Origin of the sequence: Bradyrhizobium sp. LMG 9283 (genome assembly GCF_045571415.1) — a bacterium.
In the GTDB taxonomy this organism is placed as follows: Bacteria; Pseudomonadota; Alphaproteobacteria; order Rhizobiales; family Xanthobacteraceae; genus Bradyrhizobium.
Genome location: NZ_CP120691.1, coordinates 6,940,963 through 6,953,995 on the forward strand (window position 1 = coordinate 6,940,963; position 13,033 = coordinate 6,953,995).

The 13,033-nt window shown below is 58.5% G+C and carries 10 protein-coding genes; all 10 read right to left on the reverse strand.

Annotated elements, in window-relative coordinates:
- Nucleotides 1–407 precede the first annotated feature (407 nt).
- The 10 genes from P6U29_RS32495 to nodS all read right to left on the reverse strand — a co-directional run bounded on the left by P6U29_RS32495 (nt 408) and on the right by nodS (nt 13,028).
- Nucleotides 408–1,250, reverse strand: a complete 843-nt coding sequence (locus tag P6U29_RS32495; protein ID WP_407114395.1) for an electron transfer flavoprotein subunit beta/FixA family protein — start codon at nt 1,248–1,250, stop codon at nt 408–410.
- A 413-nt stretch (nt 1,251–1,663) separates the two neighbouring features.
- A complete protein-coding gene (gene nifA / locus P6U29_RS32500; RefSeq protein WP_407114396.1) occupies nt 1,664–3,487 on the reverse strand; it encodes a nif-specific transcriptional activator NifA in 1,824 nt (607 codons plus the stop codon).
- 186 nt (nt 3,488–3,673) lie between these two features.
- Nucleotides 3,674–4,510 carry an SDR family NAD(P)-dependent oxidoreductase gene (locus P6U29_RS32505; RefSeq protein ID WP_407114397.1) on the reverse strand — a complete coding sequence of 279 codons (837 nt, stop codon included), beginning with the start codon at nt 4,508–4,510 and terminating at the stop codon, nt 3,674–3,676.
- A gap of 631 nt (nt 4,511–5,141) precedes the next feature.
- Entirely contained in the window at nt 5,142–5,348 is a 207-nt protein-coding gene (locus tag P6U29_RS32510) for a hypothetical protein (RefSeq protein ID WP_407114398.1), read from the reverse strand.
- Nucleotides 5,345–6,448 carry a nodulation protein NodZ gene (locus tag P6U29_RS32515; protein ID WP_407114399.1) on the reverse strand — a complete coding sequence of 368 codons (1,104 nt, stop codon included), beginning with the start codon at nt 6,446–6,448 and terminating at the stop codon, nt 5,345–5,347. Before P6U29_RS32515 ends, P6U29_RS32510 begins: the two co-directional genes overlap by 4 nt.
- A 166-nt stretch (nt 6,449–6,614) precedes the next feature.
- Nucleotides 6,615–8,639 carry a carbamoyltransferase gene (locus P6U29_RS32520; RefSeq protein WP_407114400.1) on the reverse strand — a complete coding sequence of 675 codons (2,025 nt, stop codon included), beginning with the start codon at nt 8,637–8,639 and terminating at the stop codon, nt 6,615–6,617.
- Nucleotides 8,640–8,960: 321 nt separating this feature from the next.
- Nucleotides 8,961–9,749 carry an ABC transporter permease gene (locus P6U29_RS32525; RefSeq protein ID WP_407114401.1) on the reverse strand — a complete coding sequence of 263 codons (789 nt, stop codon included), beginning with the start codon at nt 9,747–9,749 and terminating at the stop codon, nt 8,961–8,963.
- 3 nt (nt 9,750–9,752) lie between these two features.
- Nucleotides 9,753–10,667: a nodulation factor ABC transporter ATP-binding protein NodI gene (gene nodI, locus P6U29_RS32530; RefSeq protein ID WP_407114402.1), complete on the reverse strand. Its 915-nt coding sequence runs from the start codon at nt 10,665–10,667 to the stop codon at nt 9,753–9,755.
- 8 nt (nt 10,668–10,675) lie between these two features.
- Nucleotides 10,676–12,385, reverse strand: a complete 1,710-nt coding sequence (gene nodU / locus P6U29_RS32535; RefSeq protein WP_407114403.1) for a nodulation protein NodU — start codon at nt 12,383–12,385, stop codon at nt 10,676–10,678.
- Nucleotides 12,386–12,398: 13 nt separating this feature from the next.
- On the reverse strand, nt 12,399–13,028 hold the full coding sequence (nodS, locus tag P6U29_RS32540; protein ID WP_407114404.1) for a nodulation methyltransferase NodS: 630 nt from the start codon (nt 13,026–13,028) through the stop codon (nt 12,399–12,401).
- Between the last annotated feature and the right edge of the window lie 5 nt (nt 13,029–13,033).

Below are 13,033 nucleotides of genomic sequence, written 5' to 3' on the forward strand. Positions count from 1 at the left end.
GGTTGCTGAATCGCGGAGATTGGTCCAAAGGTGCCACATAGGTGGGCTTCGTGCCCTGAACGGCACGACGGCGCTTTGAGCCTGCAAGCGGCATCGCGCTAGCATGGTGATCCCGGTCGCTGCGCTTGTGACAACTATACGCGAAGCACTGGCCTCAACGCCGTCGAACACGACCATACAGTAGGATCTGGTAGCAACGTACCCCTTTGTCGATGTGCCTGACAATCGCGGCCAAACTCCGGGCATCGATCGAAGCCAATGTAGTCTCCGGACATGCGTTTCCCAGGTGATCGCGAGCAATCGAAAGAAGGCCATGGACCAGAATGCGCAGGGGCTGAGATGTCTAGCTACATCTTGCGCGCTCACTGGACGCGGGTGCCTCTTGGCGTCTGCCAAGACTCTCCAGATCAATCGCCACGGACAAGTGCCGCAAGATCGGTTTCGAGCTTCGGTTGATGCTTGAAAATAGCGTCTATCAGCGCCTGCGCCGGTTGCTCGGCGGCCTCGACCAGCGCCGCCTTCTCAGCCCGCGCAGAGGGAGCGAACACTCGCTTGACGACGGTCGGCGATCCCTTGAGGCCGCATTTGGAGACGTCTTCGATACCGGCATCGTGCGCGCTCCATTTCACGATTGGGGCACGCGCGGCGCGCAAGGCATCCGCCATCGCGCCGCGCCGAATCTGATTCGTTGCCTCCAGCATGGTGATGAGACAGGGCAGCCTGGTGCGCAGCACCTGGACACCACCTTCGGAGCGTCGTTCCGCTTCAATTGTATGGGCGGCGAGATCTAGGGATCTGACCTTCGCAACGTAAGTTAGCTGCAGTACGCCCAGCCGCTTTGCGATGCCGGGCCCAACCTGCGCCGTATCGCCGTCGATGGTCTGCTTTCCCGTGAAGATGAGGTTTGTCGGGCCATATTCCTTACCAATTTTTCGGATGGCTGTTGCAAGTGCATACGTTGTGGCCAGGGTGTCGGAGCCCGCAAAGCAGCGATCGGTGAGTAGGACGGCGCGGTCGGCGCCATAAGTCAGCGCCTTTCGCAAGGAATCTTCCGCCGATGGCGGTCCCATTGTAAGCACGGTAATTTCGCCGCCGAACCTATCGCGTAGCTCCAGCGCGGCCTCGAGTGCGAAGAGGTCATATGGGTTGATGATGGTTGGCACTCCCTGACGCATGATTGTATTCGTCACGGGGTGGACGCGGATCTGCGCCGAATCCGGAACCTGCTTGATGCAGACGACATTGTGCACGGTGTTGCTCCAAAAGTTGCGACAGCTGCGAAGAGAACAGCAAATGCTGTACCATCGTCCCCTTTTTGGATCGGCTTGCCATCACAGAGGCTTAGAGCGGCTGATGCGCCCCTCTGGCCCGCTCTTCCTGAAGAAGGAATGCCGACACAAGTCGGGGCTGCGACAACGCTGTTCCGCAGCGCACGTCAGCTGAGTGAGGCCAGGACAGCTTGCGACAGATCACCGCCGCTAAACACGAGCGGGCGGCGGACCGGTTGACGGTCAATGAGCGTTGCCGCTCACTAGTGCGAGCTTGATCGACGGATACGCTTGATAGCGCGTTTGATGTCGAGCAACCGACCATTCGCCAAGAACGCTTGCATAGCCCGCAGGTGACGCTCTGTATCTCGTGCCGCGTAAGTCCATCTTGTCGTTCAGAACCGCTTTATCTCGATTCCGTATTTCCTCAGCGCGTAGCCAATCTGGCGCGGCGTTAGCCCGAGCAGGCGCGCTGCCTTGGCCTGCACCCAGCCAGATTTTTCCATGGCCGCAATGACCCGTTCGCGATCGGCTATCCTCGCGCCACTTACGAGGGCTGTGCCGGGAGGCGCCAGTGAGGCCAGTTCGCTGCCGACAGACGGGACCGGCTCGGGCGCTTCAGCTGCCGGAGTGATGGACTTTGCAGGCACCGGCGGGATGGGTGGCGTCTGGACTGTCATCTCGTCCGATGTACTTTTCCAGAGCATCGCGGAAAGGCACTGGCCATGGCAGCATGCAAAGTCACTTCTCACGATCGATGATCCGGCGCACAGCGTCGCTGTCCGCTCGATGCAATTTTCGAGCTCGCGGACATTTCCCGGAAAGCCGCAGTTCATCAGTACATCGATCGCACTCGCCTCCAAGGTCAGCGTACGGCCGTTCTCGTTGTTGAAATTTCTGAGGAACTCGTTGGCAAGCAGCGGAATATCACTGCGTCTTTCGCGCAGCGGTGGCAACAGCAAGGGCACTACGCTGATGCGATAGTAGAGATCCGCCCGGAACTCGCTCTTTGCCACGGCCTCTTCAAGGTTCTTGTTGGTCGCAGCTATGACTCGAACATCGACCTTAATAGTCTGGTTGCTGCCGACGCGCTCGAACTCCTGCTCTTGCAGAACGCGCAGCAACTTCGCCTGGAACGGAGCTGAGATCTCGCCGATCTCGTCGAGAAATAGCGTTCCTTTGTCAGCAAGTTCGAAGCGTCCCTTTCGCGAGCTGAACGCACCGGTAAAGGCACCTTTCTCATGGCCAAATAGTTCGGATTCTAGGACGGTCTCAGGAAGCGCCGCGCAATTCAGCTTAACGAACGGCCGCTTGGCGCGCGACGACGATTCGTGAATGGCCTTGGCCACGAGTTCCTTCCCCGTACCGGATTCGCCACGCAGCAGAACCGTGCTGTTCGATTTGGCTACAATCGCAATCTTCTCGAGCAGCCCGCGCAGCGCCGGACTGTCGCCAATGATCCCATGGACGTGTAGCTTCTTGCGCTCCCGAGCGGGCTGCCTGAGCTCAAATATCTGCTTTTGTAAACGGTCTTTCTCCGCCATCAGTCGTTCGCGATCGCAGGCGAACAAGCGATGTAACTTCACTGTTTGTCCCACCAGGTTGGCGATCATGGCGAGCAGCCGCGCATCGTAATCGAGCCGGAGACTTGACCTATCGTCCCGGATACGGTCGATCGTCAGCGTACCCACGACCTTCGGATCAATACGAATCGGTACCCCGATGAACGACACTGGCATATTATCGGAGGCGCCGAGCACTTCCAGGTCGGCAGCGCTGAATGCCGGCTCGGCGGCCACGTTCTCGGCGACAAGCGGCGTGTCCGTCGCGACGATCTGGTCGATTACCTTCCGCGGCAAGCGCATCCGGTAACGTTCGTCGCTGCCTTCGCTCCAGCCGGCGCCCACTGTAATGTCCGGCATGCCGTCATCGTCGAACAATGAAACGATGCCATGTCGCATCTGCACAAAGGATTGCAGAAGATCAACAACGTTGGCCAACGTGACTTCGAGCCGGGAAGGAGCGGCAAGTATTTTCGATATTTCGAAGATACCGGTCAGCGCGCTCTCACGCAACGGCTCCCCCGAGAGCTTACGCTCCGGCTCAGGTTGCGAGGCAGGCCTTTCGTGTGAGGAAGGGATATGCAGCATGATGCGGTCTCCGTTGTCTCGATCATCCTCCCTGGTACCTTGTTCGGGTTGGCGAGCTTCGTTTTGCATGTCACTCTCGACCTAGCGTCAAGTGTTGACGAGATGACATAGAACCGTAACACCTTTTCATGGCACCACGGTAAAATTACAGTGTGCCTTCATTTCAATTTTTGCGGAATGTGTGCGCGTCGTCAGCGGAGAACATAAATACCGCTGCTGCAGCTCAAGTCAGCTGCGTCGCCAAGGTTGGCCGACTCACAGATGCTGCCCACCATTGATCGGCACCTCGGCCCCGGTGACATAGCTCGCCGCATCCGAGCACAGGAAGAAGATGACCTTGGCCACCTCATCCGGGGTTCCCACTCTGCGCAGCGGGATCCTTGGCACGAGACGCGCTTCTGTGTCGGGCGACAACATGTCCGTGCTGATTTCTCCGGGCGCGATCGCATTCACGCGAATGCCATGCGGTGCATAATCATGGGCCATCTCGCGTGTGAGGCTTGCAAGCGCAGCTTTCGAGGTCGCATAGGCGCTGCCGGCAAACGGGTGCACCCGCGAGCCCGCGATCGAAGTCACATTCACGATCGATCCTGACGCGGCTCTGAGCTCGTCAAATAAACCCTGCGCCAGCAGGATCGGGGCCACCAGATTGAGATGGAACACCCTCATCCAGGTCTCGGTTGATGTGGTCAACGACGTCATCCGATCGCCAGTGGGCGTTTTCGGCGAGACACCGGCATTATTCACCAGCGCGTGCAAAGGTGCACCGGCCAAGCGTTTCTTGACCTCGGTGATCGCGCGCGGCAGCATTCGATGATTGCTGAGGTCGATCTCGACGTGGTCCTCATTCCCTGTCTCCCAGGGGCATCGCTCGCGGTCGAACGGTTGGCGCGCGCAAGAAATGATGCGCCAGCCCGCCTCCGAGAACAGCTTAGCAGTGGCATGACCAATTCCGCGCGATGCGCCGGTCAGCAACATCGCCTTCTGTTCTCCGCGATGAACAGGGGCTTTATCGGCCTGAAAGAGGCAGCCCGAATGTGTTTCGGGCAGCGGGCCTCTGATCAGATCGTCATTTGCCAGATCGAGACCCACGCCCGCCTCCTCTCCTGTTGCGCCGGCGCACGCGTAGCAGGATTTGTGCCACTGCGACGCACGTAAATTCGCTTCCGTTTTGCGTCCTAATGTCGCGCACGCGGAATGCTTGGCGGATTCAAGACACTGTGTGTGTGCTTTGTGACAGCCATGGTGCATCAGCTACCTAATGTCGCGAGCACACTCGCCTGCGTCAAGACAAGACTACGAGCCGCGCTCTCTTTCCTGATCGCACAACCGGAAGAGCCTGCGGATGGCCAGCGCCTCTCGTCGAAGCAACGATCGATCAGGATAGCGGACCGCGGCCAGTAGCCGCGTCAACTGGAAAACTGACGTTACCAGCTTCGCACGTTAGATTCGTCTGCAACTGATGCTGACTTCATCGCCCCCCTGCTCTGCTGTGTCCAGCGCTGGTGGCGGATTGATCCCGGACTACGACCTGGCGTGCTGAATGTTCAGCCCGAAACAGTGGATCTCGAGAGCGCCGGTCTGCACCAGCGAGTGCCCGACGGCCACGACGGCAGTCGCCGGCTGAACGGAGAACTTTTCGATATGTTCATCCTCGATCGACCACCGATTAGCTACCACTTGCGGTCCGCCCGAGGCGAAGACGAAAACGTGTTCCACCTGTTTAACGCGGCGGCAGCACGTTAAGGCCATTGTTGTCGACGTCGAGCTTCAACGGAAGGCATTCGGCCGCTGCATCGTTCTGTTCTCCGGTGGAAGTTCGCGGCAGAGCATCACTTTGGGAAGCCAATTGCCGCCTCAAAAAGAACTGCCAGTACTGCTGGATGCAGAGAGCGGCAATCAGATCGATCAAGCGGGCTACGACTTTCATGAAGCCACGAGCTCTTGGGAGGTTTCTTCAATCAGGATCAATCGGCTCGGATCGTTCAAATCGAATTCTATAACGCGTGGCGCAAAGAGACGCGCATAGCGCGTGAAAGCGCTCGTCGGGGGAAAACGGATCACGGTGTCGCAGCGCGCAAGGAGATACATTTCGATCAGGGCGGAAAAGCCGCCCTCGGCTCCGAGCGCGGCGCTGTGCAATGGGCCGGCCTGCGGCGCCTGGAACCGTTTGGGGATCGTGAACAGATCGGGAAATATAGTCGAAACCTTCTCAAGGACGAGCGCGCTGTCCGTACACAGGAAAGCCCTCACGGTTTTTGGGTGGGGTAACCTCCGAGCCTTATCAATGGCATTACAGACCTGTCGCAAGGCGCGCTCCGGGTCGGCCCAATAGGGTGCATGCCCCATGATATCCTCGCCGTTGCCATGTCGGACGTGAATGCCGATTACGCTGTACGGCTCAAAGTGCTCGCGGTAGATAGCATCAATTCGAGCCTGAATTTCAGGTCGTGGCTTGATGCTCCGAAAGATTTCTCGTTCGGCCTCCTGATCGCAGCGCCACATCAGGCACGCGTCGCACACAACTGTGTTAGCGTCACTATCTTGCTGACTTTGCAACAGTTGATCGAGCTCGTCGCGTTCACGGAAAATCTGCTCGTCCGGGCGATAGACACAATCGATGGGTGGCTTGTTCCACCATGCCGGAAAGAACGGTCCCGGAAATGAACACTGATTGATCTTGTCGTCGCAAATCACCCGCACGCCAGCAATGTCTTGAACCGGTTCGAAGAAGACTGGAAAGGCATTGGTGAATGGCTCATCGAGATAACAAGATCCCCGCCAATCAATGGCTAGCGTCCGTCCTGTCTGCTTTGCGAAACGCCAGGCAGCCGCCAGTGACCACAGGCAGTCGCCGAACCCCGTACGGCGCCGGGAAACTACGAACCGATCATTCCTCGAACCGCTAAGCATCTGCATTGCCTCTTCCCGGGCTCCTGGTTGGAAAGACGTCGTCATCTCACGTATCATCTTGTCCGGCGTCATGGTCTGAAATCGCGGTGCCGGCGAGCTGCGTCGGTAGAACTTCATAGCAGCGCTTTTCGTGATGGGCCGCGTTCTCTCACCACTTTCTGTCTTTCTTCAGCGGTGTTGCGTCGGCGCGCCGATTTCAGTCGGATCGCCGATGACCGCTGTGCGTCGGATGGCCTGGCCTCCTCACATGCAGGCATAAGCATGGCCATGCTCTGAGCTCCGGCTATGTTTCGCTTTGCAGTTTATTGCGGCCGCAAGCGCGCGGCGGATGCAGGCGAACGCCCCGCAGCTCCCACACGAGCCGCAATTCCTTCACGAGATCCTCACGCTTGCCCTGGCCCAGCATGGTTGCGTCGAGAAGCGAGCCGAGCGACGTCTCGCCCTCGATCCGCATCAAGATCTCGAAAAGCTCATATGATATACGCATCCTGTCGCGGCCGGAATGTCCCGTGCGGATCTCGCAGACCGTTTCCTGACGATCTGGCCCCGTCTGGGAGCGAACGCGATGAAGGGATGCATACGGCGGCAATGAAACGCCCAGTGCACTCCAATCCTGCAGTGATGCTGCCCGCTTCCTGACGAGGAACGGCCCAACAACAAGTCCGTCCAGGTCAGTCGTCAAGAACGTGGTGATCGCATCTGAAACGGACTCCACGATCGGCTCGGCATTGTTGTTAAATGACGTATTTAGAAGAACCGGGATGCCGGTTCGCCGCTTGAACGCATTAATTACATCCCAATAGGTGGGGTTTGTCTTGCGCGATACTGTCTGCAGCCGAGCGGTCCCATCAACGTGCGTGATCGCACCGAGCACCTTACGCTTGGCTTCACGCACACGAACCACGAAGTTCATGAAGGGGAGCTGCCGCGCGCCGTCCGGGAGCTCAAAGAACTCGCTCGCATCCTCCTCCAGTACAGATGGCGCAAACGGGCGATAGCCCTCGCGCTTCTTGACCATCGCGTTGATGCGGTGCTTGTTTTCCGCAGGCCGCGGATCCGCAAGAATGCTGCGGTTACCAAGCGCACGTGGGCCGAACTCAGAGCGGCCCTGAACCCAGCCGATTACAGCGCCATTTGCCATCCATTCTGCCGCACTGGATGCTATGTCATCACTTCGTTGAATGTCGAGGTGGCCTGACCATGCGTTGAGCTCATGCTCTACGGCTTGCTCGGTCCCGAGATCGGGCCCCCAATAAACGTCCGGCAGTCGCTCGCGCGGCGCTGGCCTGCCCAGCTCGTTTGACATCATCAATGCAGCGCCGAGTGCGCAACCGGCGTCGTGCGCCGCGGGTTGAACAAAGATGTCGTCAAATAGCCCGGAATAAAGCAGCTTACCGTTCAGCGTGCAATTATGGGCTACACCCCCAGCCAGGCACAAGCGAGTTATACCCGTCGCTTCGCGATAGTGGCGCAGGACGTGAAACACGATCCGCTCCAGCGCTTCCTGCAGCGAAGCGCTGACATCTCGATGCTGTTGGGTGAATGGCATTCCTTTTCGCCGAACCTCGATGTTGCGGACTAGGGCCGGACCGATTCGATCCAAATGAACGCGATAGCCACCGTTGTCCAACAACTCGTAGAACCGCGCGAAGAGCTCGCGATAGGGAGCGGGATCACCGTACGGGGCAAGCCCCATCACTTTGTACTCGTCGAATAACCCGTAGCCGAGATACCGGATCGTCTCGAGATAGAACAGTCCCAGGGAGTTATGTTCCGGGAAGGTTGCAAGTTGCGTAATTTCGGCGCCAGACCCCACCGCCAATAAGCCTGAGAGAAAATCGCCCCCGCCGTCGATCGTAAAAATGAGACTTTGCTCGAACCCAGACATGGCAAACGCGCTCACGGCATGCGCCTCGTGGTGATTCACGAAGGAAAGCCGGGACGGATCGATCTCGGCGCCGAACTCCCGTGCCAGCAGCTGCCGCAGCAACAGTTTGGCGTCCAGCGGAACGGGCTGAGAAACAGAAAGACGCTCGAGCATGGTATTGCAGTAGGCTTCAGTCGCGTAGAACGCGATACGGTCAATCTCGCCGAGCTCAACTCCTGCGGTGGAAAGGCAGTATCGGATCGAATTGCTCGGGAGCTTGTTGGAGTGCTTGACGCGATTGAGGCGTTCCTCTTCGACAGCGGCGATCACGCGTCCATCGCGCACAAGGACCGCAGCGCCATCGTGAAGAAATGTATTCGGCAGCTCCGGCGAGCTTTCATAGATTCGGTCAAGACCGCCACTAATTCCCAGGCACAACATCTCATTCTCCATTCGATGATGACGGGAAGGCCAACTGCCGTTCCATCTATCTGTACAGTCACGCTCCGTCGGCTGCACGGGCCAGACAGGACAACCAGGATCTTCCACAATCCGTCTCGGCGGCTAGCGACAGGCGCTCAGAAAATAACGGTGCTGGCGTCCGCACCAATCGACTGAACAGGCGGCCGTAGACCTGGCTCGATCGCGGCGCTCGTAAGGCCATTCAGCAACTGCCGCGACAGACCAGGTCTTCCCGAGCTACCGCAGAAAGCATGGTGAGCCTGCATCGATTTGACTTTCTCCGTTATCGCTCAACTCACGTCAACGAAGCAGGCGGCGCCGAAAAAGTGCTGTCGACACGAAAAAGGGCAATACCGCGTAAACGCAAAGCGCACCGACGTGGAGGGCAACACTGTCGGCGCCGCGCTCAAGCATCGCCGGGCGAATAAGGTCGACCGAATGTGCGAGCGGCAACAAGCCGGCGAAGTGCTGAAATGAGCCGGGCAGTTGGCTCATCGGAAAGACCGCGCCACACAGAAACACCATAGGAGTGAGGATAAGTGTCTGGTAAAACACGAAGTAATCGTAACTTGGCGCAAGAGATATGACGACCATCGCCAGGCTGGCGAAGACAAGGCCAGTAAGGGCGATTGTTGGCATCGCATACAGAATGGATGGCCAGGATGCATAACCCAGCGTGGCAGCGACGATCCCGATCGCTGTTCCCGCCAGAACGGACTTACTGGCCGCCCACACCAGTTCACCCAGAACGATATCGCCGAGCGTGAGCTGAGTAGAGAGGATCGCTTCCCAGGTGCGCTTTGCATCCATGCGCGCAAAGGCTGCATACATGGTTTCAAAGGTCGCAGACGTCATGGCACTGGTCGCGACCATGCCCGCCGCCAGAAACGCGATGTACGACGTCCCCTCAACGCGCCCCACGATAAGCCCAAGGCCAAAGCCGAGGCCAAGCAGATTGGTTATAGGATCTGCGAGATTGCCGAGAATCGATGCAAGTGCGGCTTTCTTCCATGCTAGAAAGTTCCGACGCCACACCGCGATCCAGTTGTACGCGTTAGCGGGCATTACCGCCGCATAGCTTTCACCCATCGCTCACTTCTCCATCTCGCGCCCGGTGAGCCGCAAAAACACGTCTTCGAGATTCGGCGGGCGCTGCAGAATACGAAGGCCCGCTCGCCCTCGCAGTTTCACGCGTACCTGCTCCGGATGTGGCGCATAACAGAAGAGAGTCTCTCCACTCACTTCGATGTGCCGAGCATACGGCCTGACCAGTTCGCAGAGCTGATGTGGATCCTCCCCATAGATTTCAACGACGTTGCAGCCAATATGCTCATCGATCAGGGCGTCTGGCTTGCCTTCGGCGATCTTGCGTCCATGCTCGAGGACACACAGCCGATCGCACAGGCGTTCGGCCTCTTCCATGAAGTGAGTGGTCAAGAGAATCGTCTTGCCCCGCCCAAGCAGAACTCGCAAACGCTCCCAAATCAGGTGACGGGCATGCGGATCCAAACCAGTCGTCGGCTCGTCCATCACGAGCAGATGCGGGTCATTGATTAGCGCCCGCGCCAGCGTCAGCCGCCGTTTCATGCCACCGGACAGCTCGGCAACGCGCGTGTCCGCCTTGCTTTCGAGGCGTGCAAACTCGAGCAGCGAGGGGGCGACCGCCTTGATATTGCGAGCGCTCATGCCGAAGTAGCGGCCAAACACGAGCAGATTCTCTCGTACGGTGAACTCGAGTTCAAGATTATCGAATTGTGGCACCACGCCGATACGCACACGTGCGACACGAGCGCGTGCAGGCACAGGCTCATTGAGGACCGTAATCTTGCCTGCGTCCGGCGAGATCATGCCGAGCAGCATGCGTGTAATTGTGCTCTTGCCAGCTCCATTCGGCCCGAGAAGGCCAAAGCATTCTCCGCGCGCAACCGAGAACGACAGCTCATTGACGATGGCTTTGTCGCCAAATGATTTTCTTACGCCGGCAAGGTCGATTGCTACGGTGGACATGGTCACTCTCAGGCTGACAGAAGTCGCTCCGCCGACGATGGCTTCTTTACGACCGTTTTGGTCCAGAGCAGGCCGTCGCACCACACATGCTCAACGCGTCCCCACTGGCAGGCCGCGGCAGCATCGGGGAAGAATCCACGTCCGTGGAGGTTGGCACTCGTATTACAGAGCAGCGGAATGCCGGTGAGTTGTTCAAATTCGACGAGAAGCTCGGCGATTTTGTGCGGAGAGTTGCGGGAGATTGTCTGCAGCCGAGCCGAACCGTCCAGATGGACGACAGCGGGGATCTTGTCGCGCCATTCCGCCCGGGTCTGATGATCGAACAGCATGTAAGGATCTGGTGTACCTGGGCTGAAGATCTCTGGGGCCCGATCCTCCAGACAAATCGGCGCCACCGGTCGGAAGTGCTCGCGACGCTTAATGTCGTTGAGATGATCCTTCATTGCAGGGGAGGACGGGGCTGCAAGAATGCTTCTGCCGCCCAACGCCCGCGGCCCCAGCTCCGCGCGCCCGGAAAGGAAGATAATCGGCTTGTTGTCGGCGAGAATCGCCGCAAGTTCACGCAGACTGCACGGCGCGGCCTCCCAGTCCGGCGGAAGCTCGCTGTCCTGCAGGGACGGACCACTGTAGACTGACCATTCCAATGGCCCGAAGCCATTTTGCGCCGCCATCGCACCGCAAGCAGCGCCGATGGCCGAGCCGCTGTCGTTCGGAAACGGCGGCACCCAGACATCGTCGAACAGTCCCGTCGCACGAAGCGCGCTGTTCCACTTGATATTGAGACCGCAACCTCCGGCGACACATAGATTTCGTGCTCCCGGAAGCGACGAGTGCCGCAGCAGAACCATCGCGATTTCCTTGACAAGAAGACGTTCCAGGAACACATGAAACGACGCAAGCACGTCCTCCGCTCGCTTGGCCGTCAGGCGCAATGCGCTTGCCTCGAAGAAGTCGTGCATAGCTGCAAGAGAGGATTCCGCATTGTTGATGTCCGCGCGGTAGCGCCGAGCCTGCTCCGTGTCGGCCGCGAAGCGCTTTTCATAGAGCTCCTGAAACACTGCCACGATGCTCTCGTCGACAGAGCCAAGCGCGATGTAGGCCATCAGCTTGCCGGCGATGCCCAAATCCCAACCGGAGCAGTTCGGCTGCCTGTAAGGCCCGAAGTGAAGGCCCGCGGCAGCATAGGCATGGCCGATCATCGGAAACAGGGACCCAATGAGCCGTGCCCCCCGAGGTTCGACATAGTAGAGACGTGGAAAGATGCAGCCGTCCCATACCAGACAGAAAGCGGGTTTTCCCGCGCTGGCAAAGGGACTGGTGCAATATGCTGACGCGACGTGGCCCGTAACATGCGGGTAGCTTATATAAGGAAACACCTTGCCGCCGAGGATAAGCCCAAAGCCGTCGACGGAATCAAGAAGGCCCTCAGCATGGCGCTCGACATATGGCGCCCCTTTAAGCGCGATCGGCACAGCTCCACTTAGGACCTGGAACTGCGACTCAATCTCCCCATCCCAGCCGTCAATGACAAACTGATCGATGTCCCTCGGATCCAGGCCATGCTCCGCCAAGGCGAGCACGACTGCATCGAGATTGTCGACGGATTGATAGCGTGGACTGTTGCCGCGCTTCTCTTGCTCGGTGCAAAAGACAAGCCGCCCGTCCTCGACGACAGCAATTGCCCCGTCATGTGTTAACTTGATGCCGCAGATGCGCATACGCCCCCCTGGCCTAGTGACCGACGTTTGATTGTTCTGACGAGTGACCCGGCTTCCGGAACCGAACGATCAAGCAATCTTCGTTGACCGACTCGGTGTGGCAGTGCAGACGCTCGACCTCCGATAGGCTCTCATTGAAGAGGGCGATCACCGTTTCGGCACCAGCAGCATGACCCCAGCGCTGACATGTGGCATCACGTGCGGACCCGAAAATCAGAGTTCCATTCGGCGCAAGCATACTCACTAGGTTGCGGATAGCCGCATGCATTTCGACAATATCCCTGAGGTAGTAAAGAACCTCAGCCACGACAATCAAATCGAACTGCTCAGTGGTCGAGAACCGCTGAATGTCGCAGGTCACCCACGTGATATGTGACCACTTCCTGGTCCGTAGTCGCGCTCGCTCGATCGCCTGCGGCATGACATCGACGACGGTGAGTCGCTCACATAGCGGCGCCAGCATGTCTGTGAATGCACCGGCTGCACATCCTACTTCGAGGGCATCCGAAACATTTCCGTTGCAACGCGACATCCGGAGCATTTGCGCGTATCGCTCCTGCTCGAACGAACTGCCTTCGAGGCGCCATGGATCGTCGACAGCCAACTCTCGCTCTAATAACTGATGGTTCGTTTCCAGCGTCATGAGCC

Bases quoted from the DNA above. Each gene is read 5' to 3' on its own strand.
- nifA (WP_407114396.1), bottom strand. From the start codon at position 3,487: ATGCAAAACGAAGCTCGCCAACCCGAACAAGGTACCAGGGAGGATGAT.
- P6U29_RS32510 (WP_407114398.1), bottom strand. From the start codon at position 5,348: ATGAAAGTCGTAGCCCGCTTGATCGATCTGATTGCCGCTCTCTGCATC.
- P6U29_RS32515 (WP_407114399.1), bottom strand. From the start codon at position 6,448: ATGAAGTTCTACCGACGCAGCTCGCCGGCACCGCGATTTCAGACCATG.
- P6U29_RS32520 (WP_407114400.1), bottom strand. From the start codon at position 8,639: ATGTTGTGCCTGGGAATTAGTGGCGGTCTTGACCGAATCTATGAAAGC.
- P6U29_RS32525 (WP_407114401.1), bottom strand. From the start codon at position 9,749: ATGGGTGAAAGCTATGCGGCGGTAATGCCCGCTAACGCGTACAACTGG.
- nodI (WP_407114402.1), bottom strand. From the start codon at position 10,667: ATGTCCACCGTAGCAATCGACCTTGCCGGCGTAAGAAAATCATTTGGC.
- nodU (WP_407114403.1), bottom strand. From the start codon at position 12,385: ATGCGCATCTGCGGCATCAAGTTAACACATGACGGGGCAATTGCTGTC.
- nodS (WP_407114404.1), bottom strand. From the start codon at position 13,028: ATGACGCTGGAAACGAACCATCAGTTATTAGAGCGAGAGTTGGCTGTC.